This window comes from Candidatus Accumulibacter sp. ACC012 (assembly GCF_907163155.1).
Taxonomy (GTDB): domain Bacteria; phylum Pseudomonadota; class Gammaproteobacteria; order Burkholderiales; family Rhodocyclaceae; genus Accumulibacter; species Accumulibacter delftensis.
Genome location: NZ_CAJQUC010000014.1, coordinates 241839 through 265965, shown reverse-complemented (window position 1 = coordinate 265965; position 24127 = coordinate 241839). Strand labels below are relative to the sequence as shown.

The following is a 24127-nucleotide window of genomic DNA, read 5'->3' as shown; positions in this document are numbered from 1 at the left end:
ACACAGTGACACAGTTACAACGCGAAAAGCCAAACCTCTGGATTGCCGCGTCGGCTGCGCCTCCTCGCAATGACGGTGGGTCGGCGTGGCGCTGATTGTTGATCCGGCGCTCCGCAGTCGGCAGGGTGAGCGGATCCCGTTGCTGCTTGACGGTCATGCCTACGTGGAGCCGTCAGCATCGCCCGCGCAGGTGCTCGACCGGCAGAGGACCCATCGCATACATGGATGGCGTCGCATTGAGAGACGAAAAATCACTGGAGAAGAAGTATGTCTGAACCCATAGAAATCCTGCGCGGAGTTGTGCATCCGTGGTATTGCGATAACTTCGGCCATATGAATGTCCGTTGGTATAGCCATTTTTTCGATGACGCCGCCTTTCATCTTTGGCCGCTCTACTGGGGGAGTCACAAGAAAATGCAGGAGGAGTTTGGAGTGCATACGGTAACCGCCTCCGCGACGGTGCAGTTTTTGCAGGAGCTGCTGGCAGGGGATTTGATTTTGGTAGATAGTTCGCTGACCCGTATCGGCCGCAAAAGTTGTACTTTTACCGAGCGAATGTTGCATGTTGATACCAAGGAAGTGCATGCCACGTACGACACGGTAGAAGTCTTCTTTGACCCACAAACGCGCAAGGCAAAAGAAATTCCTGCCCCAATCAGGCAGGCCTTGGAAAATGCCTACCAAGTCGCTCCACAAGACCACTAGATCCGTGGTGGCTACTTCTGAACCGCTTGTAGGCGGCCCATTCCCGGGCCTTTCGTCCTATCCAGGACGCAACTTGGCTGTTGAGCGCCAGTAGCTTTCGCTTCGCAATCATCAGATTGGCAAGGGCGAACAGCGTGTGCAGTTGCGTGGCAGCTGACCAACCCCGCTCTTTTCAGAGACAGACTTGAGCTTGCCGCGCTTCATGGCAATCTCCCAGTTGACGTCCCGGTCCTTCAGTTTTTCCCGCTTGTCGGCGCCGACATAGCTCGCATCCAGGAAGACTTCGATAGATAAATTGGATTTGCCTAATCCGGAGTAAGGGGCCAATCTCGCTCTCTCCAGTGAATGTCGCGTTGATGTTGTTCCACCCGGGAGGGGGGAAGCGTGAGTGGATCTGCTGTTTACCGAGACCGTGGCCGACGATGCGCCGGACTTGCAGCGGCTAGCCGCTTGCTGATGGCCACGGTGCTTCTCGTCCTTGGCGCCTGTACGACAATTAGCCCGGTGATCATTTCTCAGGAGCTAGTGCTCGAACAGACAGATCTTTCGCATACGCCGGGCGGACAGGCTGACGAGGAGTTCTACGGCGAACTGCCCGCGGTCATCGCCCGGGTCAATCGCTTGCGGATGCGCTATCTCGACGCCGTCAGCAGCGAAACGACGCTGAGCAACCTGATCAGCGCGGCGCTGATCCCGCTGTCGGCGGTCGCGATGTATCGCGGTATCACCAGCTCATCGGATTCGACGCAGAACTGGCTGGCCGCCGCCGGCCTGACCGGCGCCGCGGCTTATGCCTATGGCACGACCTTCACCTCGCAGCCGCGGCAGTTGATCTACGTGGCCGGCGCCGACGCCCTGGGTTGCGCATCGCTGGCCGCTCGCCCCTATCTCTACCGTCGGGACGAGATCGAAAGCGTTCGCCCACGCCCGGCGAGTGCAGCGATGCCTGTTGCCGCGCTCGCCAGCCCTGCGGTTGTGAGTCCTGCGGTCGTGACCCACTCCGTCGCAAGTCCGGACGGCGAGGTCGCAGCACCTGCAGCGGACGCCGCGAAACCTGCAGCCGTGGCCCACGACGCGGCACAGCCGACACCGGCGCCCGCCGTGGCGAACCCGGACAGCGGCGGCAACAGCGGCGCGCGACCGACGCTGCTTGCTGCGATGGCGACCGCCCGTCGCGCATTGGCCACTTACGAACAGATTATTACCAGGGTCAACGCCAGCGTCGCGAGCTGGCCAGCTGCCGCAGCCGCCAAGTGCGGCAGGAAGGCGACCGCGATCGCGCCGAACACGGCTGCCGTCGACGCCAAGCTGTTGCGCATCCGGACCAGCAGTGAGAGCGACACTCAGTTTCGGCAATGCATGAAAGGTCCCGACGCGCGCGCCGTCGCGCGTGATCGTGCGAGTCGCGCACTCGTTCGGCAGCAGTCCGATGCTGCGTCGCAGCTGGCCAGGAAGGTGCGTGAAGTGATTGGCCGCGGCGAGGACCTGCTGGCCCGGATCAGGCTCGCGCCGGCACAGCTGACCGGCAAGGCGCGCGAGATCCAGAGTCAGGTGGCCGCCGAAGTCATAAAGACGCAACCCGACCTCAGCGCCATCTTCGCGGTCACCGAGGCGCTGCGCAACAACGCTTTCCGCTTTTCGGGCGCGACACTGTTGGCGCCGGCGACGCCGGCGGCGCCGCCGGGAGTGGCGCCCGCGCAGGCAGGTGGCGTCGAGGCCGCGCCCAGCGACGCAGCGACGCAGGCCGTCGATGCGATGCAGCAGGCCGGTGAGGAACTGGCCGCCAGCACGGTTGATCTGCAGCACTGGCTGGAGCAGGCCGACATGTTGTCGCGCCAGGTCGCCGGCTTGTCGCGATGCCGCTTCAACGCCGCCGCCGGCAATGCCTTGCTGATGCTCAATCCCGAAAGCGACGAGATCCACCTCGGCGGCGGCGAGACCTTCACCTGGGTCGTCAGCGGCGGCTCCGGGGTACCACGGGCGGCAGTGCTCGGCACGGCGCCCAGAGGCGCCGAGGTCAGCGTCAGCGGCGTCAATGGCTTGCAGGTGGTGACGCTGAAGATGCCGGCGACGGCACCGAATGTCGACTTTATGCTGCTGATCGCCGACGGGAGTGGCGTTGCCCGCCGCGAGGTTCGTGTTCGGCCAAAGGGGGAAACGGCTGGCGCTGCGGATGGGTCGCCGCCACCCGCGGCGGACAACCAGCGCACTCTTCCTGCCACACGGGACGACCTGCACAAGGTCTGCGCGCAGCGGCAGCTCGAGGACGATTGCCTTGTTGGCGGGCGGATGAAGGATGCGGTCGCGGATTGCAGGGCGAAGCTCGGCTTGCCGGGCACCACGAACAGCACTGACCCGCGAATCGTCGACGCCTTGTTGGCAGGCCGCTGCGGCAAGCCATGATCTGGCCGCCATTCTGCCCGCCGATCGTCGGTGCCACTGCCCAGGGCCCGCGACTGCTGTGCCGACCCGACTACCGCTCGGCACCGGTGCTGAGTGAACTTGCCGCCGCGCATCTGCTGTGGCTGTGGCGGCCGGCGCCATTGGCGCCATTGGCGCCATCGTCGCCATGGTTGCCGCTGGTACTTGGTTTTGCCGACGACGCTCCCGGAGGCTGTCTGCTCACACAGCTGTCGTCGGCCGACGGGCGCCAACGCTGGCCGGTGCGCTCGATTCGTGCGCCGCGCTGCGTCCAGCAAAACGTCGGCACGAGCATGGGCAGCGCCCGCAATGCGACTTGCAACGGACTGCCGGGAACGGCGGCGGCGATCCTGCGGGGACGTCGCGATGCGTCGCGCCTGTTCGTGCTCAGCGCCGCGCACGTCTTCGCCGGCAGCCCGGACGCCAGCGTCGACGACCAGATCGAGATTGACGGCCACGTCGTTGCCAGGCTGCGCGACTGGCAGCCCGTGCTCGGCGCGTGGCGGCCGCAGACGCCGATCGACGCGGCGATCGCCGAGATTTCAGCGCCGCAAGCAGACGTACTGATCGCGCGTCATCCAGGCATGGCGCAGACGCACGCCGGCAATCTCTCCTTCCTCGACCAACCCTTGAGCATCCTGTGCCAGCAGGGACCACTCGGCGCGCGCTTTCGCGGCTGGTGGTCGGGCTGGGTCGATGCCCCGGAAGTGCCCGGAATGCGGGATTACTGGCTCGAAAACGGGCTGGCGTATTTGGTCGACGAGCCGGGAACGGGGCCCGGCGACAGCGGCAGCGCGCTGGTCGACGCGCGCGGCCAATTGCTCGGCCTGCACTGTGCTGGCGCGCCACGTTCGGAAGTCGACTGGAACGCTCTCGGATGCCCGATCGGGCCGGTACTGGAGCGCCTCGGCTGCCGGCTCGGCGACGGCAGTCGGCACGGGCTCGCGCCTGCCGATAATCCGGTCCGTGTGCGGGCGGCGTCGCCGGCAGTGACGCCGCGCGTTGCCGACGCGCCGAGCAAGAGCAGCGAAGACACCTTGGCGCGGACGATCTGGGGCGAGGCGCGCGATCAGCGCAATGGTGCCGTGGCGATGGCCGCCGTCGCCCACGTCGTCCTCAATCGTTGCCGGAAGAAATCGTGGTGGGGCCGGACGATCACCGAGGTATGCCGCAAAGCGTGGCAGTTCTCGTGCTGGAACGTCGGCGATCCCAATCTGAAGAAACTCCTCGCCGTGAACGAGGCCGATTCGCAATTCGTCCTGGCGCTGGCGATCGCCGGCGCCGCCGTGGCCAGGCTGGACGGCCGCCAGCACGCTGCGTCGGACAGGCTCGGTGACGACCCGACGCGCGGCGCCACTCACTACTACTCCGAGATCCTGTCGGTGCCACCGAAATGGGCGCGCGGCAAGCAGCCGTGCGCGCAGATCGGTCGGCATCGTTTCTTCAACGACATCGCTTGACGGATTGGGTACAGCATGGACAACCGCATCCTTGACGTAGCTATTGGCCTGGTGCTCGTTTTCGCACTGTCCAGCCTGATTGCCAGCGTGTTGGCCAGTTTCGTGAGCAACTGGCAGCAGACGCGCGGCAGCAACCTGCTCGCCGCCGTCGCCTCGATGCTCGGTGACGACGCGCAACTGGCTGGCAAGCTCTATCAGCTGCCGCTGGTGCGCACGCTCTACCTCAAGGACGGCAAACCGTCGTATTTGGAACCGGACATTTTCCTGAGCGCACTGTTCGAATTGCTCGGCAAGGAAGCGACACTACCCGTGCAGCGCGGCCAGGGAACGCCGCAGGGCTACGTCTCGGCGCTGCTGGCGAAGATCACACCAGCGGCCGGCAACGCCGCCACGGCGACGGGGCTGGCGGCGGTCGGCGAGACGCTGCAAAGCCTGTGCGCCGGCGTCGAAAACGATTGGCCGGCCTTCGAGGGGCGCGTCCGCCAGTGGTTCGTCGCTACCACTGATCGCTCGATCGGCTGGTTCACGCGCAAGACGCAAGCGCTGCTTTTTGGCGTCGGCCTGGCGCTGGCCGTAGTCCTCAACATCAACCCGATCGTCATCAGCATCGCCTTATGGAATGACCCGGTGCTGCGCGCGGCGACGGTCGCTGCCGCCCAGCAGGCGGTCGCCGAGCGCGAAGCGACGGTGCGCGCAGCGGCCGTACCGGCAGCCGCGCCGGCAGCGAGCGATCAGCAGCAGAAGGCTGTGAGCGCGCTGGCCAGCGCGCAGAAGCTCAGCAACGACGATATCGACCAGTTGATCAAGATCCTCAACGCCAGCAGCGGTAGTCGGGCAACCGCCTTGATCATGCAGGCCAGTAGTCTGCGCCAGGAAGTCCTGCGCGCGCGCAACATAGAAGCCATGCCGAGTCCACATTCAGAGCTGCTCGCCGAGGCGCAGAAGTCGATCGACGCGGGCCTGGTCAAACTGCAGCAGGACTTTGCCGGCGCCAGCGTCAGCGCCAGCAAGCCATTTCTGGCGACCCTGGAGCTGGCGCAGGCGCAGGCGAAACGGATCGGCCTGGCGATCGCCAACGAGCGCCACGTCGCAATGCCGGCGCCGCCGGCCGCGCCGCCGGCCGCGGACAGCACGCCTGGGTTTGCTGTGTGTCCGAGTGTCCCGGGGCTGGGCACGCTCCAGAATCTCGAGAGCAATGGCCCGGGCGACGGTAGTGCAAGAGCGCTCACACAGGGGCAGAACGAGTCCGCGCAGGGGAAAGCGGCGCTTGGTCAACTCTGTGCGCTTGGCATTCCGCTCGGCTGGAACGGTCGGCAGTGGCTGCCACCGGTGTTCGGGAGCGATGACACGGTGGCGACGCTGGGCAACCTTGCCGCGATGGTGCTCGGTTTTTTTATTACCGCCGTTGCCTGTACGCTGGGCGCGCAATTCTGGTTCGACCTCCTTGGCCAACTCGTGAAACTGCGTGGCACCAAGCCCAATGAAGCCGACGCCAGCGGCAAAGCCGGCACGGCTGGAGCGGCACCAAGTCCGCCGAGCGGCGCCGGCGGCCAGGCGCCAGCCGGCGCCAGCGGCCCCTTCCAGAATGTTTTGAACGAGTCGGAGCGGGCGCTCAGCGAGCAGCAGACGCGCGACATCCAAAGGGCGCTGAAAATGCCGAGCAGCAAGCTGAGCGGCGTCCTCGACGCCGACAGCCGGGAAGCGATCATCGCCTGGCATATAGAGACGCGCCGTGGTGGCTCGAACGAGCTGACCAGTCAGGACATCGCGACACTGCTGAACAACGAGCCGTCGGCGCAGCCGGCGGCTGGTGACGGGTCAGGGCCCGCGCCTGCCGATGACGAGGAGGAAGGCTGTGGCTGCGATGTCGCCATCGATGCCGCTGCGGCAAGCGCCGACGAGCAGCTGCCGGCGGCGAGAGGGGGGGTGCTCTGAGATGCCTGCTATCACTTATTCGCTGACCTGGTTACCCGATATCCTGCTCGGCGCCGGACTCAAGGTCGCCGAGGTACCCGGTTGGCAGAGCCGTGGCCGCGGTGACGTCGGCGCGATCTTCGGCGTCATCTGCCACCATACCGCCGGCCCGATGAGCGGCAACATGCCAAGCCTGCGAATGCTGATCGACGGTCGTCCCGACCTCTCGGGCCCGCTGGCACAACTCGGGCTGGGCCGCGACGGCACCTACTACGTGATCGCCGCCGGGCGCTGCAATCACGCCGGGCACGGCAGTTGGCAGGGGCGCAAGACGGGTAATGCCAGCTTCATCGGCATCGAGGCGGAGAACCGTGGCTTGCCCGGCGTCGACCCCTGGCCGGCGATCCAGATGGACGCCTACCAGCACGGCGTCGCAGCGATCCTTCGCCACCTCGGCAGGGGCGCCGAAGCCTGCGCCGGGCACAAGGAATACGCGCTGCCGCCAGGCCGCAAGCCCGATCCGCTATTCGACATGCCGACGTTCCGCAGCCGCGTCGAGGCGATCTTGGGCGGGCAACAGGTGCTGACGCTGATCCCGTCAAGCGAGCCGCCACAGCCCGGCGCGACGCAAGGCGCCCGCGCGACGCTGCGGCGCCCGCGCAGCGGCGATGTGGTCAAAGCGGTGCAGGCCAAGGTCGGCGTGACCGTCGATGGCGAGTTCGGGCCACGAACCGAAGCTGCGGTACGAGCTTTTCAGCGGCTTCATGGCCTGGTACCTGACGGCATCGTCGGTCCCAAGACCTGGGCGAAATTCGACGACGTTCCCTGACGGGCAACAGACTCAGCGGCTGGCACGCGCGGCTCAGGGGCCTTAACGAAGGATCAGACGCTGATGGTCGTCGCACTGCCGACGTCCATCACCGCCATATACCGTCGCCAGTTCTTGCCGCCAAACCCCTGCCGTTCTACGCCGCCGCAAACTGGCATCGCGTGCTCCGGAACAGAAGCCGCTACCACCGCCGCCTCAACTTGTCCGCGGCGAGCGGTGGTCGCCGTTCGCTGCTCGGGCCAGCGCGGCGCATTCCTTGTCGTCGAACGATAGGCCTTGAAGGAATAAGCAGGAAACTTTTTATTCTTTCGCAGTCTTTGGGCTTTGCGCTACCTTGGCGCGCTGCTTCGCCTACGCCCACCCGACCCTTAGCCACAAAGGCCTGTTGATGTTGCTCCCCGAGTCACTGCATGCCCTGACTGTCGGCCTGACGCTGGTCGGCCTGTTTGCGTGCTTCGTGCGCGAATGGCTGAAGCCGGATGTGGCGGTGATGAGCGCGGTGGCCTTGCTGATGGCGCTCGGTTTGCTGACTCCGAAGCAGGTGCTCAGCGTCTTCAGCAACAGCGCGCCGATTACGGTTGCCTGCCTGTTCATCATCAGTGGGGCACTGAGCAAGACCGGCTGCGTCGATCGCCTGGGTGACTGGCTGGGGGCGATGGCCGGCCACAGTGAGCGCCGCCTGCTGTTGGCAATGCTCGCGGTGGGTCTGCTGGTGTCGCCGTTCATCAACAATACGCCGGTGGTGATGGTGATGATTCCGGCGGTGATCACCATGGCCGGGCGCTACGGGGTGGCGCCGTCACGGCTGCTGATTCCGCTTTCCTACGCGACCATCCTCGGCGGCATGATCACCATGGTCGGTACCTCGACCAATATCCTGGTCGATGGCGTGGCGCGTCAGCATGGGCTTGAGCCATTCCGGATGTTCGAGATCAGTGCTCCGGCCATCGCCATCGCCTTGATCGGCTGCGCCTTGCTGCTCTGGTTGGCGCCGCGCTTTCTGCCCGTGCGCGAGACCTTGACGCAGCAGTTCACCGGTAGCGGCGACCGCCTGTTCATGAGCGAGTTGTTCGTTCCTGAAGGCTCCCATCTGGCCGGACGAAGCTTGCAGGAAGCGCGCCTGGCAAACGGCACGATCGAAGTGCTGAAGTTGTTTCGCGGTGACGAGGAGTGGTCCGCACCCTTGCCGGCGACGGCCCTGATGGTCGGCGACCGGCTGGTGGTGCATAGCCGCAGCAGCGCGATGATGGATCTGCGCAGCAGCACCGACCTGATGGGTGTGCAGGCACAGGTGGCTGATTCGCATGACCTGGAAACGCTGCGCCGCCGTGGGGTGGTGATGGTCGAGGCAATCGTCGGCCAGACCTCGCGTTACGTCCTACGCCCGATCCGCGACCTCGACCTCACTGCCCGCTATAGTATCCACCTGGTCGCCGTGCATCGCAAGAACGCGTCGATTGCCGATATCGGCGACGACTTTCAGTTGCAGTTTGGCGACGTCCTGCTGGTCGAAGGCGGCTCGGCGCAGATCAAGCGCTTCTGCGAAAACGGCGATCTGTTCGCCATCACCGAAGGTCTCACGCCGGTGAGCAATCATCGCCAGGCGCCGATTGCACTGGCCAGCATCGTCGGCGTGATGACTCTGGCCGCTTTCAATGTGATGCCGATCGAAGGGCTGGCAATCATCGGCGCGGTGCTCGTCGTGGCGACTGGCTGCCTGCGCGCCGACGAGGCCTACAAGTCGATCGAATGGCCGATTCTGGTACTCATTTTCGGCATGCTGGCGCTGAGCATCGCCATGCACGAATCCGGACTCGACAAGTTGATGGCCAGCGCGCTGGTCGGCGTCGGCGGCAGCTTGTCGCCCTGGATGATGCTCTCGCTGGTGATTCTGCTCACTTCGATTGCCACCGAATTCCTCAGCAATAACGCCGTGGCGGTGTTGTTTACGCCGATCGTGATCGGTATCGCCGAACATCTCGGCGTCGATCCACGCCCCTTCGTGGTGGCGGTGATGTTTGCCGCCAGTGCGAGTTTTGCGACACCGATCGGCTACCAGACCAATACCCTGGTCTACACGGCCGGCAATTACCGCTTCGCCGACTTCGCGCGCCTCGGCATTCCGCTCAATCTGGTGGTCTGGGTGACGGCGAGCGTGCTGATTCCTCTGTTCTGGCCGCTGCAGCCGGTTTGAGGCAGAAGCGAGAAAGGCACGCAGTCGCCTCGACGCCGCGCGTCAAGCGCTCCTCGGCAGCTCTCGGCGCGGCGGAGTCGTAGCGTTCTCGGTCTCAGTCGCCGCTGGCTCGTGCTGCGGTGAGTGACGTGAGAGGAGAAGGGAGTTTCGTGAGTCGCTTGCGCGACTTTCACATTAAATGTCAGTGCAATGGAGTCGGTCCCGGTTGCGCGAATAGCTCCAGCGAGTGGTGGGATGGGCAAGAAGAGGGTGGTGGCCCACCAACTTCGGAGAAGCCAGGCTAGCTATCGTTTCGGATGCGCGACGAGAGCGCGCTGACCTGCCCCCGCCGCGGCGCGTTGGGGCCGCCAGCACCCCTGGCAAGCAATCGCCTTAGTTGTCGTTCGCGCGGCTTCTTCGCCAGCTTTCCAGCGCGTCGAGCGCAGCCTGCAGTGTCGGCAAGGGCACGATGCCGTCTTGCGCTGGCATGCGCTGGGCGCCTGCGCCACCCACCCAGAGCTCGACGGACGCCGGCAGCATCGCGCGCAGCTGGCTGAGCAGTGGACGCACCTGGCGTCCGGAAAAAGCTGCCGAAAGCGATACCGCTACGATGTCTGCAGCATGGGCCGCGGTGGCCAGCTGGATGTCGACCAGCGGCGTTTGCGTACCCAGTGAAATACAGGTGGCGCCGTCGAGGCCGAGCAAGGCCTCGACCATCAGCAGGCCGAGGACGTGCTGCTCGTCCGGCGGCGTCGTGAGCAGCACGCGTGGAGCGCCGCCTGTCGGCAGGTTGGCGATCGCCTGGTGCAACAGCGACTTGATCTGCTCGCTGTAGAGATGTTCTTCGAAGACCTGAAACTCGCCAGTCATCCATGCTTCGCCAACGGCGTCATTGAGTGGCGCGACGACGTCGATGACGAAACGCTGCAGACCCATGCGCATCATGGCCTGGTTCAGCGCCTGGCGCAGCGCTGGAACATCGTTGGCCTTGAGCAGGGCGATCATCCTGGCGATCAGTGAAGCCTCGCCCGTTGCCGCCGCCTCGCTCCTGCCACCCGAGGTGGCGACGCTGCAAAGCTGTTCGAACTCTTCGTCGCTTGCCGCCACCAGCCGGCCGGGGCGGTGGCCCTGGTCGATCAGGCGCTTCATCTGGCGCAAACGATCGACCTGCTCGGCCGGGTAAACGCGCTCCCCATTGTCGTCTCGCGTCGGTTGCGGGAAGCCATAACGACGCTCCCAGACGCGCAGCGTGTCCTTGCCCAGACCGGTGTCGCGCTCGACGGCGCTGATATTCATGGAGGGGAGAGTTGTCATGATGTCCTGGGCAAGTTGGCAAGAAAGCCTGTGAATTGCTTCGTAATGCCCAAGTGTCGCGCATATCTCAGAAGTTGTCCAGGACAAAAAAGAGAACTTGGCTTGACAATCGCTTTCTGCGCCCATATATTTGAGCCATGAATACTTATGTCCAGGACAAACAGGGTGCAGAAATGTGGCTCTTTGCATTTCGATCGGTGCTCTCAATTGTCGATCTGGCGACCGATATTCCTCGGATGGCAGCGGAGAATCGTGCTTATAGGCGTGATCACGGCCGACGACACGAATGCGTTTCATGCCTGAAGTCTTCGTATGGCTGTCTTGTATGTCCTGGACAATTGGTGTCAGCTGACTTTCGCGCCAGGCGAGGGGTGAGCACCGCCACCGTGGAGCTTCCATGGATACCTCATCGACCGCAGCGGCAAGCAGATATCGACCAGCGGTCAGCAGTGATTTTCACTTTCTTCTCTCCACTGGAGACAGCGTCATGAATGCACCAGATAGCTTCTTTCTTCCCGACATCCAGGCCAGGGCCGACCAGCGTCAACTGGCGATCCAAAAGGTCGGGGTGAAGGGTCTGCGCTACCCGCTTGCGCTCCTCGATGCCGACGGCAAGGTGCAAAACACGGTCGCCCGCTTGTCCTTGTCGGTGGCTTTGCCGGCAGAGGTCAAGGGCACGCACATGTCGCGTTTTGTCGAGCTTCTCGAATACCGGCGTGCGCCGCTGAACGTCAATCGCCTGCTGCGCCTGCTCGACGAGATGCTGCTCCGCCTGGAGGCGACGAGCGGTGAGATCGAACTCGCCTTTCCCTACTTCATCAGCAAGGCGGCGCCGGTGTCGGCTGTCGAGAGCCTGCTCGATTACGACGTGCGGATGGTTGTCGCCAGGCGCGATGGCCAACGCAGCGAGTTGACGCTGGAGGTTGTCGCACCGGTGACCAGCCTGTGCCCCTGCTCCAGGGAAATCAGCGACTACGGCGCCCACAACCAGCGTTCGCATATCACGATCGTCGCGCGCTTGCGCTCGGGGATGAGTCCCGAGGAACTCGTCCGTCTGGCTGAGGAGGAAGCCTCCTGCGAGGTTTTCGGCCTGCTCAAGCGGCCCGACGAGAAGTGGGTGACCGAACGTGCTTACGACAACCCCAAGTTCGTCGAGGACCTGGTTCGCGATATTGCCTTGCGTCTGATGAAAGAGCCGCGAATCGCGCAATGGACCGTGAAGTCCGAGAACTTCGAGTCGATCCACAACCATTCCGCCTACGCGGAACTCAGCGGCGAAAACTCTTGAAACTGCCTGAGAACGAGGAGATGAAGATGCGTGGTGCACAGCGTATCGCCGTCGTCGGGGCGGGAATTTCCGGCCTGGCGAGCGCCTGGCTACTGGCCCGGAAACATCAGGTGACGCTCTACGAGGCGGGGGCAAGGCTCGGTGGTCATACGCACACCGTAGACGTGACGCTGGAAGGCGTGCGTCACCCGGTAGATACCGGTTTTCTGGTTTTCAATACGCAGACCTATGCCAACCTTACGGCCATGTTCGCTCACCTCGGTGTCGCCAGCGTGGAGACCGAGATGTCATTTTCGGTCAGCCTCGAGGAGCCTCGTCTGGAGTGGGCAGGCAGCAGCCTGGCCACCGTTTTCGGGCAGAAGCGCAACCTCCTGCGGCCGGGCTTCTGGCGCATGCTCGCCGACATCCTGCGCTTCAACCGTGAATGCGTCGCCTGGACCAGCGCCCATCCCGACGACGATCGCAGCTTGCGCGACTTCCTGGCTGCCGGGGGCTATTCACGGCCCTTCGCCGAATGGTATCTGTTGCCGATGGCGGCGGCGATCTGGTCTTGCCCGGCCGGGCAGATGCTCGACTATCCGCTCGCCACTTTCGTCCGCTTCTGCGGCAATCATGGCTTGCTACAGGTTTTCGACCGGCCGCTCTGGCGAACGGTCAAGGGCGGTGGCCGCGAATACGTCGGCAAGCTCGCCGCCTCGCTCGACGACATCCGCCTGGCAACGCCGGTGCGTCAGCTGCGGCGCACGGCGGCCGGCGTGCAGCTGCATACCGACATGGCGGTCGAGCACTATGACCAGGTGATCCTCGCTTGTCACAGCGATCAGGCCCTGGCGATTCTTGGCGACTCCGCCAGCCCCGCAGAGCGGCGTTTGCTCGGCGCGATCCGCTACGCAGCCAACCGCGCCGTGCTGCACACCGACGAAGCGCTGTTGCCGCGTTCGCCAGCCCTGTGGTCGGCGTGGAATTACTTGTCCAGCAGCCAGGAACTCGACCAGCGCCCGGTCAGTGTCTCGTACCTGATCAACCGCCTGCAGCCACTGCCTTTTAAGACACCGCTGCTGGTATCGCTGAACCCGCAGCGCGCGCCGCGCGGCGAGCGGGTGATTGCCGAATTTGACTACGAACATCCGATCTTCGACGCTGCGGCGATTGCCGCCCAGCGTGAGTTGCCGGCGATCTCGGGCGCCAGCGGGGTGTGGTACTGCGGCGCCTGGAATGGCTACGGTTTCCACGAGGATGGTCTCAAGTCCGCCTTGCAGGTGGCCAATGCCCTTGGCTGCCATGCGCCATGGCAGGGGAGCGATGCGCCTGCCACGACTGCTGCAGCGCTTGGGCGATTGACGGAACTGGCCGCGTGACCGCCGCATCGGCACGCCTTTTCTTCGGGCAAGTGATGCACCGCCGGCTGCGTCCGGTGGAGAACCGCTTTACCTATCCGGTGGTTTACTGCCTGTTGCCGCTGTCGCACATCGCGCAGACGCGCAGCGCCTTTTTCGCGGTCAATCGCTGGAACCTGTTCAGCTTCCATTTTGCCGACCACGGCGCCCGCGACGGCTCGCATCCGCTGGCGTGGATCAGTCCGCTCTTGCAGCAGGAGGGGATCACTGCCGACGGCGAGATCTGGCTGCAGTGTTTCCCGCGCCTCCTCGGCTTCGTCTTCAACCCGATCAGCCTCTGGTTTTGTCACGACAGCAGCGGCGATCTGAAGGCGGTTCTGGCCGAGGTCAATAACACTTTTGGCGAGCGCCATAACTACCTCCTGGCACATCCCGACGGCCGACCCATTCGCGACGGCGAGACCATCGAGCGGCGCAAGGTCTTCCATGTCTCGCCATTCATGGACGTCGCTGGCAGCTACCGCTTCCGTTTTCACGCGCGTGCCGGCAGGAGCGGCAAGCCGGATTGGCGGCTGGCGCGCATCGACCACGGCGATGCCGGCGGCGACCTGCTGCATACCTCGATTTCCGGCACCGCCGAGCCGCTCGCCAGCGGCCCCCTGCTGAAAGCCTTCTTCCATTTCCCGCTACTCACCCTTGGCGTTGTCCTGCGTATCCACTGGCAGGCGCTCAAGCTTTGGGTCAAGCGCGTTCCCTTCTTCAGAAAACCCGCACCTCCACTTGAGGAGACGACACGATGAATGCTCTCGAAAATGTACTCACCCTGCCGGCCGCTACCGCCGGCAAGCCAATGCCGCGCAGCGCGCGGGCGATTCTGGCACTGCTCGAAGGCCTCGAATACGGCAGCCTTGAAGTGCGTTTGCCGGACGGGGCAAGCCTGCATTTCGGCCAGGCGCGCAGCGACGACAGCGCCGCAGTCCTGGAGGTCGCCAGCTGGTCGGTTTTCGACTGGGTTATCGAGCGTGGCGATGTGGGCTTCGCCGAGGCCTGGATCGATGGCCATTGGCATAGCCCCGACCTCACGGCACTGCTGACCCTGCTGGCAAGCAACCGCCAGGCGCTGGCGAAGGCCGTATACGGCCGCTGGTGGGCGCTCATCAGCGCGCGCCTGCGCCATCTGCTGAATGCCAACACCCGTGCCGGCTCGCGCCGCAACATCATGGCCCACTACGACCTCGGCAACGATTTCTACCGGCAGTGGCTGGATCCGACGATGAGCTACTCGAGCGCACTCTACTCGAGCGCTGCGCCGCGCTCGCTGGCCGCTGCGCAACTGGCCAAGTACCGGCGGATCCTGCAAAGAATCGACGCCCAGCCCGGCCAGCGGGTGCTTGAAATAGGCTGCGGCTGGGGCGCTTTTGCCGAAACCGCGGCGCGCGAGGCTGGCCTGGAAGTGGTCGGGCTGACGCTGTCGCCGGCCCAGTTGCAGTACGCCAGAGAGCGGATGCGGCTGGCTGGCGTGGACCGGCAGGTGCATATCGAATTGCGCGACTATCGTGATCTGGTCGGCGAGCAGTTCGACCACATCGTCTCGATCGAGATGTTCGAAGCGGTTGGCGAGCGCTGGTGGCCGAGCTATTTCGCCACTCTGCAAAAACTCCTGGCACCGACCGGGCGAGCCTTGGTGCAGAGCATTACCATTCGCGACGAGCTTTTTGCCCGCTACCGTCGCGGCACCGATTTCATCCAGCAGCACGTCTTTCCCGGCGGCATGTTGCCGAGTCCGTCGGTCTTCGGCGAGCAGGCAGCCCGTGCCGGCCTGGCGGTGAACGACAGCTTTGCTTTCGGGCGTGACTATGCGCGCACCCTGGCGGAGTGGTCGGCCAGTTTCGAACAGCAGTGGCCGGCGATCGCGGCGCAGGGATTCGACGAACGTTTCCGGCGCCTCTGGCGTTTCTACCTCGCTTACTGCCAGGCCGGCTTCAACAGCGGCGCTACCGATGTCATGCAGTTCGAACTGGCGCACGCGCGATGAAAGCGCTGTTCGCCATGCTGCTCCTCATCAGCAGCACACTGACGCAGGCAGTGCCTGACGCCCTGCGCCAAAGCGGCAGCGACTGGCGGCAATGGGGTAGTGGCGAAATGAGCTGGTTCGGTATTGCGCTCTATCGCGCCACCTTGTGGGTTGACGCCGGCCCGACCGCGGTAGCCATAGCGGATGCGCCAAGCGCCCTGCAACTCGACTATCGGCGCGACATCCCGCGCGCTCGCCTGGTAGAGAGCAGTGTCGACGAAATGCGCCGGCTTGGCGCCAGCGAAGCGCAACTGCAGCGCTGGCAGAGCGAATTGCAGCGCATTTTCCCGGACGTGAAGGAAGGCGAGACGATCGTCGGCGTCCATTACCCAGGGCAAGGCGCCGTTTTTTTCCATCGCGGGCGGCTCAGTGGTGAAGTCGCCGATGCCGATTTCGCACGCCTGTTCTTCGCCATCTGGCTCGACGAGCGCAGCCGCAGCCCGGACCTTCGCGCCGCGCTGCTTACCCGTCCGGCGAATTGAAAATGGCCATTGCGCAGGCCGCCGCAATTCCGCGCCGGCAACTTCTCGCCTACGGCGCACTCGGCCTGCCGCTGGCAATGGCCGCGCTGCCGGTGTATGTGCATGTTCCGCACCTCTATGCCGAAGCCGCCGGCATGAGCCTGAGCTTGCTCGGCGGCTTGCTGCTGGCGGCGAGGCTGCTTGACGCCGGCATGGATCCCCTGCTTGGTGGCTGGAGTGACCGGGCCGCGAATCGGCCGCGCCTGATCATACTGGCGCTGCCCTGCCTGGCGCTGGGCATGTATGCCCTGTTGCACCCGCCCGCCGTCTCGGCACCCCTGTGGCTGCTGGCGTCGATGCTGGTCACCTACTTTGGCTTCTCGCTGGCCAGCGTCGCCTACCAGGCCTGGGGCGCCGAACTCGGTCGTGACGCCGGTGAGCGGACGCAGCTGACTGCCAGCCGCGAGGGTTTCGGCCTGCTTGGCGTGGTGCTGGCGGCGGCCGTGCCCGGCCTGATCTCGAGCGATCTGGCGGCCGGGCTATCCGGCTTGGCACAGGTCTTCCCCTTGCTCCTGCTACTCCTTGCCGCCTGGACTTTTTCCGGTTCGCCGCCGGCCAAGGCTCGTGTTCCGGCCAGCGGCAAGCTCTTCGGTGACCTGCGCAGCGTGCTCGACGATGGGCGCTTTCGCTGCTTGCTGGCGGTATTCGTGCTCAACGGCATCGCCGCCGCGCTGCCGGCGACCCTGGTACTGTTTTTCGTCGCCGATGTTCTGCAGGCACAAGCCTGGAGCGGCGCTTTCCTGGCGCTCTATTTCGTCAGCGGCGTCGCTTTCCTGCCCCTTTGGGTCAGTCTCGCACGGCGATTTGGCCGTGTGCGCAGCTGGATCGCGTCGATGCTCGTCGCCGTCGCCTCCTTTGCCTGGGCGTGGGGTCTGGGTGCCGGCGATGTCTGGCCCTTTGCCGTTGTCTGCCTGCTCTCGGGTGCGGCCCTGGGTGCCGACCTGACCTTGCCCGCCGCTTTGCTGGCCGATATAGCGGAAGCCCCCGCTGACGATTGCGGCGAGTCCGGCCGTTCGGCGCAGGCAGGCGCCTATTTCGGCTGGTGGAATCTGGTCGCCAAGCTCAACCTGGCGCTGGCTGCCGGCTTGTCCTTACCGCTTCTTGATCTCGTCGGCTACCGGCCCGGGGCCGCCGCAGCCAGCGCCGCTCTGGCGGCGGTCTACTGTCTGCTGCCGCTGCTCTTCAAAGCCGTCGCCGCCTTGCTCGCCTGGCGCTGGCGCAACACTCTGGAGTTGTCTTCATGAAAACACTATGGCTGGCCTGCTTTGCTTGCGGCCTTCTTGGTCTGGGCGGCTGTTCCGGTGTGCCCGTCGAGCGTTACCGGGCCGAACAGCCGCCGCTCGATCTGGCCACCTACTTCAATGGCCAGATCGACGGCTGGGGAATGTTCCAGGATCGATCGGGTGCCGTGATCAAGCGCTTCCATGTGCTGATCGATGCAAAATGGGAAAAGCGTGACGGGGTCGATGTCGGCACGCTCGACGAGCATTTCTCGTGGTCAGACGGCAGCACTTCGCGCCGGGTATGGACGATCACGCGGGTCGACGCCGCGCGCTACATTGGCGTCGCCGACGACGTTGTCGGCGAAGCACACGGCGAGGCCGCCGGCAACGCGCTGCGCTGGCGCTATGTGCTGGCACTGCCGGTTGATGGTCGGGTGTGGAACGTCGATTTTGACGACTGGATGTTCCTGATCGACGACCAGGTGATGCTCAACCGCTCGGAAATGCGCAAGTTCGGTTTTCGTCTCGGCGAAGTCAGCCTGAGCTTCAGGAAGCGCTGAGACCATGAATCCACAAATCGACGACTGGTCCGCAAAGCGCGTCTGGCTGCTCGGCGCGTCCACCGGTATCGGCGCAGCATTGGCCGTTGAACTGCTGGCGCGCGGCGCTCGTGTCGCGCTTTCGGCGCGTAATGCCAGCCGCCTGGCCGAGGTCGTCGCCGGGGTGGCGGCGACGGATGCGCCTGCGGCCGCCGAGCGAAGCTTGGTTTTGCCCTGCGACGCGGTCGAGGAAACAAGTCTGCGCGCCGCCTGGGACGAACTGCTGGCGGCGTGGGGCGGCGTCGATGTGGCGCTCTACGTCGCTGGCGATTATCAGCCGATGCGCGCCTGGCAGATCGATCTCGCCGCCGCGCAGCGCATGGTCGACGTGAACTTCGTCGCTGCGCTGACTTTCGCCGCTTGCGTCGTGCCGCAGCTGCTGCAACAGGGCCAGGGCCAGATCGGCTTCGTCGCCAGCGTCGCCGGCTATCGCGGGCTGCCGAAGTCGCTGATCTACGGCCCGACCAAGGCAGCGCTGATCAATTTCGCCGAAGCGCTCTATCTCGACCTGCAGCCAAAAGGCATTGGCGTACGGCTGATCAACCCCGGTTTCGTCGCCACGCCACTGACCGCGAAAAACGATTTCGCCATGCCTGCCTTATTGACTCCCCAGCAGGCGGCGAAGGCGACGATCGCCGGTTTTGCCGGCAGCGCTTTCGAGATTCACTACCCGAAACGTTTCACGCGCGTGCTCAAGCTGCTCGCGCATCTACCCTACCGTCTCTACTTCCCGCTGATTCGCCGCCTGGCCGGGCGGTGATGGAAACCGCCATGAACAACACCGCCAGCGTAAACGCCCTGATTGCTTTCTACGAAGACCTCAGCCCGGTGAGCGTCGCACGTTTCCCGGAGTTCTACGCCGACGACGCTTTCTTCAAAGATCCTTTCAACGAGGTGCGAGGCGTTGTCTCGATCCAAGGCATCTTCACCCATATGTTCAGGCAGCTCAGCGCACCGCGTTTCGTGGTGCGCGAACGAGTGCTCGCTGAAAACGGCGCGCTGCTGGTTTGGGAGATGCACTTCCGGCGCGTGCTTGCGCGGGGCGGCGGCGAGGCGCAAGTGATCCGCGGCGCATCGCATCTCAAGTTCGATGCCGCAGGCAAAGTCGTCTGGCATCGCGACTACTGGGACGCCGCCGAAGAACTCTACGAAAAACTGTCCGGAATCGGCTGGCTGATGCGCTTCCTGAAGAAGAAGCTGGCCGCCTGAGCTGGCAAGCGACCGGCGTCACTATGCACGGCTGCTGTCATGCTTGCTGAAGGCCGCGTCGGGAACGGTGAATGGTGAATGGTGAATGGTGAATGCGCCGCCACACCAGCCCCCACGTCATTGCGAGGAGGCGCAGCCGGCGCGGCAATCCAGTTCCATCCTCTCACTATTTCCCACCGCATTGACATCGTGAGCACGCGAAAAGCAAAACCTCTGGATTGCCGCGTCGGCTTCGCCTCCTCGCAATGACGGAGGGTGGGAGATGCTTGCCGAACGTCTCATCAAGAAGGCAACACTACACTAGCGACGGGGGCAGAGCGTGGCGTGGACTTCGCCGAGCAACTGCCGGTAGGGGCGCGGCCTTTTTGAAATGCCGCAGTTCCCGAGGCGTCAGCCACGAACATACTCTCGACCCAGCCGGTAAGGCTTGCAGTGAGCTCGCGCCCGCCCACTCCACGCCAGCACGTCATGGAGGATGATCAGCGTCGGCCGTCCGGCTTCCTGAAGCAGGTCGGCGTCGGCCAGGCTAATGACACCGATCTGATTGCGGGCACCGAAGCTCAGCGTGTTGAGATTGGCGAGAGCCTCCGCTGAGCGCAGAGCGCCTATCTGGAGTAACACGTTTTGTATCTATAAAAACAGATATCTGACGTGTCGAATAACTGTTAAAGCGCCAAGAACATGTATGCTCCTCTGTAGATATCTAAACAGACAGATAGGAGCTTGGCTATGCCTCTTCACCTACTTTACGGAAACGCCGTTACCGGCGAGCAGCGTTTTGAACGCCCCGAGCTGCAGGACCGGCTGATGCGCACGCTGGCGAGCAGCGGTGGGGTCAAGATGTTCGGCTTGCGCCGGATAGGCAAGTCGACGCTGCGGCTATACGTGATCGAGCAGATGCAGCAAAGCAGGAAACCCTGCGCATTCGTCGATGCGCAAGGCCTGCACACGATTTCCGACCTGCTCGCTGAATTGTTTCGCGCTTTACCGCAGGAGTCGAAGCTGACCAGCAGGGCTCTCGGCCTGATCGCCAAGGACAGTCCGATCAAGAATCTGCTGGAGGCCCTGGCGAAGGGCACGAAAATCGGCGAGAACGTTGTTTCTGCCTACTGGAAAGAGGCCTACAACAGCATCCGCGACGCCCTGACGGACACAAGAGACGCCCCTCTGCTGATCGTCGATGAGTTCCCTTTCCTGCTCAAGAACGTGCTCGATCGAAACCCGGAAGCTGGCCGGGATGAAGTCAATCAGCTACTCGCCGCCATGCGTGAATGGCGTGGGGCGGGCATGAAGATGTTGCTGACCGGCTCGATCGGCATTACCGCCTTGTCGCGCAAATACGGTTTGAACCGTGATCATCTGAATGATCTGTTGCCGTTCGAGGTGCCGGAACTCACCGAGAACGAAGCAAGCGATTTCGTCCGGCAAGCGACCGTGAGCCCGCCCGAGGGGCGCTGGACAGAGGAGCTCACGCGCGAATTCATCGCGCAAACGGGTGTCCTCTACCCGAGTTTCCTGGTCAAGGGTCTGCTCGAACTCGGGGTTGACCAGCCGCCACCACGAGAAGCCTTCGCCGACATCTTCGCCAGTCGCGTGCGCCCCGTGTTGCACGACGATTTCTACCAGCAATTCAACAAACGCTTCAAGCTCTACGGCGAGATCGACAGGAAGCTCCAGAGCCAACTCGTCGTCCAGGCGTTGAAGCGGATCGTCGACGCAAATACCGGCACGCAACTGGACGAGCTGGAGCTTCCCGAGGGCTATACCCGGATCGACCTGGCCGACGTGCTCGACATGCTTGTCGAGGATGGCTTCATCCGCTTTAGCGAAGACTCCGACGGTAACCGGAGCTGGCAGCCCGCCTCGCGGCTGGCGCAGCTGTGGTGGAAGCGGTCGAGGCTCGCATGAGCACCGCGCCCGCCGCGCCTCTGGTGCAGACCTTCATGACCCATCGCATGAGCGATGCGTCGATAGAAATGCTGGCCACCGGCCGGGAAGTCGAGACGCAGCGGATCATGGACGCCGTCGAACGCAGCCTCAAGGCGGCGCCCGGCGCGCTGCAACACATGGCCATCTACGGGCCGCGCGGCTTCGGCAAATCCTTCATCGCCCGCCTGGTGCAAATCGAGACGGGCAAGCTCGCCGCCGCGCGCAAGCTGCCCGTTCCATTTGTCTTGCTGCCCGAGGAGCAGCACAACCTGACCCGTAACCCGCACGCACTGCCCGCCTACATCGCCCACCGGCTCGCCGATTTGCGCAGTGGCGGGGACGGCAGCTGGGCGGGCGCCATGTTCCAATGGCCGGAGCCGAAGAAGGAAGCGCAGCAGTGGGACGAAGCAACCGCAGCGCTGGAAGCTGAACTCGATCGCTCGCTGCCCGCAGGCAAGGGGATGGGCATCGTGGTCATCGAGAACTTCGACTTTCTCCTCTTCAGCGTCTTCAAGGAAGCGGCCACCGAACAGCGTCTGCGCAAGTGGCTCGACCGCCGCAGCAACCGGCTGATGCTGATCGCCACCGCCACTGGCTCGGTGGACATGGACTACGAACGCCCGCTTTTTCAGGCCTTCCAGTCGATCCGCCTGGAACCCTGGGAGGAGGAAACCTGCATCGCCTATTTCAACCGCCGCCGCCAGGCCGAGGGGAAGGCGCCGCTGGACGCGGCGATGGAAGCCAAGGCGCGTGCCGTGGCCGATTTCATCGGCGGCAACCCGCGGCTGGCGCAGTTGCTGGCCGAGGTGCTCGAGACACAGGACGCTCTCACCGTCGCCGACACCATGAAGGCCCTGGCGGACAAGCTGTCGGACTACTACCGGCGGCGCATCGACGACCTGCCGCCGCTGGTCCAGGGCCTGCTCGATGCCCTCATCCGCGGTGGCGAACCGGCCTCGCAGACCGAACTGGCCGAGCGCGTCGGCGCCCCGGCGCAAAGCACCATCGCCCGGGTCATGCAGGAACTGCAGCGCAGCGACATCATCCGCGGCCTGCCGGCTCCGGACAGCCGCGAAACCCTGTATCGCGTCACGGACCGGGTCTTCGTGCACTTCTATCGCCTGCGCCAGGGTAGCCAGTCGGCGTTGCAGACGCCGCTGGCCACCATTCTCGAGTTCCTGCGCGCGTTCTACTCGCGCGACGAACAAAAGACCCAGGCCATGAATCACCTGGACGCCGGCCGGCACGCCGAAGCACGGCTGTTCGCCGATCTGGTGCGGGAAGGCCAAGCGAGCGCAGCGATGTCTAGCAGCTATTTCCTGGAATTCGGCCCTCGCCTGCAACGCTATCTTGACGCCGCGGGCGAAGCGCTACCTGCTCCGGTCGACGATCTGCTGGGCGAAATGGAAAATTGCCCCGAGCGACTGGTTGGCCGGGTCGAGGCTTGGGAATCGCCTTCGCCAGTCTTTCATGCTATTGCCGCCGTGCTTGCAGCCCAGGCTCTTGTCCGTCTCGGACTGGTTGAAGCGGCGGACGAGCGGCTTGTGCGGCAGCTTGCGACAAGCGCGGGTCCGGTGACTGAGGTCTTGCTACATCACGAACAGTGCCTGCTGTTCCTTGCGCACCGCAATGAATCCGCCGCGATCTGCGAGGCTACTACCGTGGGCGAGCTGCGTGAGGCGGAACTGCCCGCGACCTTCAAGGTACTGGCTCACCTAGATCGGACATGGGCCCTTTGTAATTCTGGTCTCTACCACGAAGCTCTTACCAGCGCTCGCGAGGCCGCGGAGCTGGCTGCCCAGGCGAGCGATCTCGGCGGACATGCCACTGCATTGAGAGGTGCTGCCTGGTCGCTTGGCCAGTTGAATCGGCACGAGGAAGCTGTCGTCAGCGCCCGCGAGGCAGCGGCGCTGGCCACCCAGGCAGTTGATCACGGCGAACATGCACGAGCCCTGAGGGATGCGGCTTGGTCACTTGGCCAGTTGAATCGTCATGAAGAGGCCATTGCTGGCGCCCGCGAGGCCGCCGCACTGGCTGTACAGGCGGGCGATCTCGGCGAACAAGCTACAGCCCTGCGGCATGCCGCGTGGTCGCTTGGCCAGTTGAATCGTCATGAGGATGCCATTGCCAGCACCCAAGAGGCAGTTGCGTTGGCCGCCCAGGCGGGTGCTTTCGGCGAACAAGCCGCTGCCCTGCGAATTGCCGCGTGGTCGCTTGGCCAGTTGGATCGTCACGAGGAAGCCATTGCCAGCGCCCGAGAGGCCAAAGTGCGGGCTACCCGGGCGGGCGATCGGCTTGGACAAGCGGAGGCCATGAAGGTCGCCGCCAATTCTCTCAATCAACTCGGCCAGTACCGGGAAGCACTTACCGAGGCCTTGGCCGGCTTCAAGTTGGCATACGCCCTCGCGGACGGATTCGAGATTGCTGGCACGGCAGTTGCAGCCCTACGTGCAGCTATTTCCTGCCCTTCGCTGCAAGCCGTATCCGCATTTGCACAATGGCTGGCATGGGATCTCGATAGCGCGCGTGACGAGAAGGACTCTCGCTCGAAATTCTGGCTTGGCGAAGGGCTGGCCGCCGCCACACGCGCAGGGGCCTGGGAAGCGTGGGATACGCTGATCGAAGATCAAGCCGAACGGGTGCGCGATTCACCCGTTTTCATAAGTATCGCCATATCCGAAGTGGGCAGGGCCGTCGCGCTCTGGGGAGAGAGCGATGGACGTGCCGAAGGCTTCGAGGCCGCTCGTGCGGCACTGCCTCGCCTGGGTCGGCTTTGGGATCTGATCGGCGCCGAGGAATCAGCCCGCGACTCCCAGCTTGGCGAATTCGTTGCCGGCCTGGCCGAGCATTGTCGCGACCCCGGTCTGCTCCGTGATGTCGCCGGCCTCCTGACTGCCGACATCACGCCGCAAGCGCCGACAACGGCGAGCCTGTTGGTCGCGTTGGCGCAAGTCGACGAAGCCGACGATCCACAGGCCGTGCTCGCACGCATGGACCCGGACAGCGCCTTGTGGCTGCGCCGCATCCGCGATCTGCCCGAAGCACCCGCGAGGCCCCCGCGCCGGCGGAAATGACGTGGCTGAAGTTGCTCTGAGCCGATTCGCATGCCCTCTCTCGCCAGATAGCGTCGC

At 64.3% G+C, this 24127-nt stretch carries 19 protein-coding genes and 1 pseudogene; 17 read left to right on the top strand and 3 right to left on the bottom strand.

Features of this window, described 5'->3' with window-relative positions; genetic code table 11:
* The first annotated feature begins 267 nt into the window (after positions 1–267).
* Positions 268–705 carry a thioesterase family protein gene (locus QZ648_RS15345; protein ID WP_169068104.1) on the top strand — a complete coding sequence of 146 codons (438 nt, stop codon included), beginning with the start codon at positions 268–270 and terminating at the stop codon, positions 703–705.
* Between the two features lie 111 nt (positions 706–816).
* Here QZ648_RS15345 and QZ648_RS15340 read toward each other — a convergent pair whose 3' ends face one another.
* Complete coding sequence (locus tag QZ648_RS15340; RefSeq protein WP_291997572.1) at positions 817–1032, bottom strand: hypothetical protein; 216 nt, start codon at positions 1030–1032, stop codon at positions 817–819.
* A gap of 129 nt (positions 1033–1161) precedes the next feature.
* Between QZ648_RS15340 and QZ648_RS15335 the strand changes: the two genes are divergently transcribed.
* The 5 genes from QZ648_RS15335 (at position 1162) to QZ648_RS15315 (ending at position 9523) form a co-directional block, all read left to right on the top strand.
* Positions 1162–3108 (top strand): hypothetical protein, encoded by a 1947-nt coding sequence (locus QZ648_RS15335; protein ID WP_291997571.1) that lies wholly within the window; start codon positions 1162–1164, stop codon positions 3106–3108.
* The gene (locus QZ648_RS15330) at positions 3105–4586 is read left to right on the top strand and encodes a cell wall hydrolase (protein WP_291997570.1); all 1482 of its coding nucleotides are present in this window, start codon (positions 3105–3107) and stop codon (positions 4584–4586) included. The genes QZ648_RS15335 and QZ648_RS15330 overlap by 4 nt, the downstream gene beginning before the upstream one ends.
* Before the next feature lie 15 nt (positions 4587–4601).
* Positions 4602–6521: a hypothetical protein gene (locus QZ648_RS15325; RefSeq protein ID WP_291997569.1), complete on the top strand. Its 1920-nt coding sequence runs from the start codon at positions 4602–4604 to the stop codon at positions 6519–6521.
* Position 6522: 1 nt separating this feature from the next.
* A complete protein-coding gene (locus QZ648_RS15320) occupies positions 6523–7329 on the top strand; it encodes a peptidoglycan-binding protein (protein WP_211203841.1) in 807 nt (268 codons plus the stop codon).
* A gap of 388 nt (positions 7330–7717) precedes the next feature.
* Positions 7718–9523, top strand: coding sequence for an SLC13 family permease (locus QZ648_RS15315; protein ID WP_291997605.1), 1806 nt, complete (start codon positions 7718–7720; stop codon positions 9521–9523).
* Between the two features lie 372 nt (positions 9524–9895).
* Here the strand turns inward: QZ648_RS15315 and QZ648_RS15310 are convergent, their stop codons facing one another.
* A complete protein-coding gene (locus QZ648_RS15310; RefSeq protein WP_169068100.1) occupies positions 9896–10816 on the bottom strand; it encodes a MerR family transcriptional regulator in 921 nt (306 codons plus the stop codon).
* Positions 10817–11303: 487 nt separating this feature from the next.
* On the opposite strand from QZ648_RS15310, the gene folE2 reads away from it, so the two are divergent.
* Genes folE2 through QZ648_RS15265 form a run of 9 tightly spaced genes read left to right on the top strand, consistent with a single transcriptional unit; the run spans position 11304 to position 19067 of the window.
* Entirely contained in the window at positions 11304–12104 is an 801-nt protein-coding gene (gene folE2, locus QZ648_RS15305) for a GTP cyclohydrolase FolE2 (protein ID WP_169068099.1), read from the top strand.
* Between the two features lie 26 nt (positions 12105–12130).
* Positions 12131–13462 carry an FAD-dependent oxidoreductase gene (locus QZ648_RS15300; protein ID WP_291997604.1) on the top strand — a complete coding sequence of 444 codons (1332 nt, stop codon included), beginning with the start codon at positions 12131–12133 and terminating at the stop codon, positions 13460–13462.
* On the top strand, positions 13459–14241 hold the full coding sequence (locus tag QZ648_RS15295; RefSeq protein WP_291997568.1) for a DUF1365 domain-containing protein: 783 nt from the start codon (positions 13459–13461) through the stop codon (positions 14239–14241). The genes QZ648_RS15300 and QZ648_RS15295 overlap by 4 nt, the downstream gene beginning before the upstream one ends.
* Positions 14238–15476 carry a cyclopropane-fatty-acyl-phospholipid synthase family protein gene (locus QZ648_RS15290; protein WP_291997567.1) on the top strand — a complete coding sequence of 413 codons (1239 nt, stop codon included), beginning with the start codon at positions 14238–14240 and terminating at the stop codon, positions 15474–15476. Before QZ648_RS15295 ends, QZ648_RS15290 begins: the two co-directional genes overlap by 4 nt.
* On the top strand, positions 15473–15997 hold the full coding sequence (locus QZ648_RS15285; RefSeq protein WP_291997566.1) for a chalcone isomerase family protein: 525 nt from the start codon (positions 15473–15475) through the stop codon (positions 15995–15997). Before QZ648_RS15290 ends, QZ648_RS15285 begins: the two co-directional genes overlap by 4 nt.
* A gap of 2 nt (positions 15998–15999) precedes the next feature.
* Positions 16000–17280, top strand: coding sequence for an MFS transporter (locus tag QZ648_RS15280; protein WP_291997565.1), 1281 nt, complete (start codon positions 16000–16002; stop codon positions 17278–17280).
* Entirely contained in the window at positions 17277–17819 is a 543-nt protein-coding gene (locus tag QZ648_RS15275) for a DUF3833 domain-containing protein (protein ID WP_291997564.1), read from the top strand. Before QZ648_RS15280 ends, QZ648_RS15275 begins: the two co-directional genes overlap by 4 nt.
* 4 nt (positions 17820–17823) lie before the next feature.
* On the top strand, positions 17824–18618 hold the full coding sequence (locus QZ648_RS15270) for an SDR family NAD(P)-dependent oxidoreductase (RefSeq protein WP_291997563.1): 795 nt from the start codon (positions 17824–17826) through the stop codon (positions 18616–18618).
* An 11-nt stretch (positions 18619–18629) separates the two neighbouring features.
* Positions 18630–19067, top strand: a complete 438-nt coding sequence (locus QZ648_RS15265) for a nuclear transport factor 2 family protein (protein WP_291997562.1) — start codon at positions 18630–18632, stop codon at positions 19065–19067.
* A 459-nt stretch (positions 19068–19526) separates the two neighbouring features.
* Here the strand turns inward: QZ648_RS15265 and QZ648_RS15260 are convergent.
* A pseudogene (locus QZ648_RS15260) lies at positions 19527–19631 on the bottom strand (GTP-binding protein); the annotation flags it as partial.
* A gap of 165 nt (positions 19632–19796) precedes the next feature.
* Between QZ648_RS15260 and QZ648_RS15255 the strand changes: the two are divergent.
* Together QZ648_RS15255 and QZ648_RS15250 are read left to right on the top strand one after the other, a co-directional pair.
* Positions 19797–20975 (top strand): AAA family ATPase, encoded by a 1179-nt coding sequence (locus QZ648_RS15255; RefSeq protein ID WP_291997561.1) that lies wholly within the window; start codon positions 19797–19799, stop codon positions 20973–20975.
* Positions 20972–24070, top strand: coding sequence for a hypothetical protein (locus tag QZ648_RS15250; RefSeq protein ID WP_291997560.1), 3099 nt, complete (start codon positions 20972–20974; stop codon positions 24068–24070). Before QZ648_RS15255 ends, QZ648_RS15250 begins: the two co-directional genes overlap by 4 nt.
* The last annotated feature ends 57 nt before the right edge of the window (positions 24071–24127 follow it).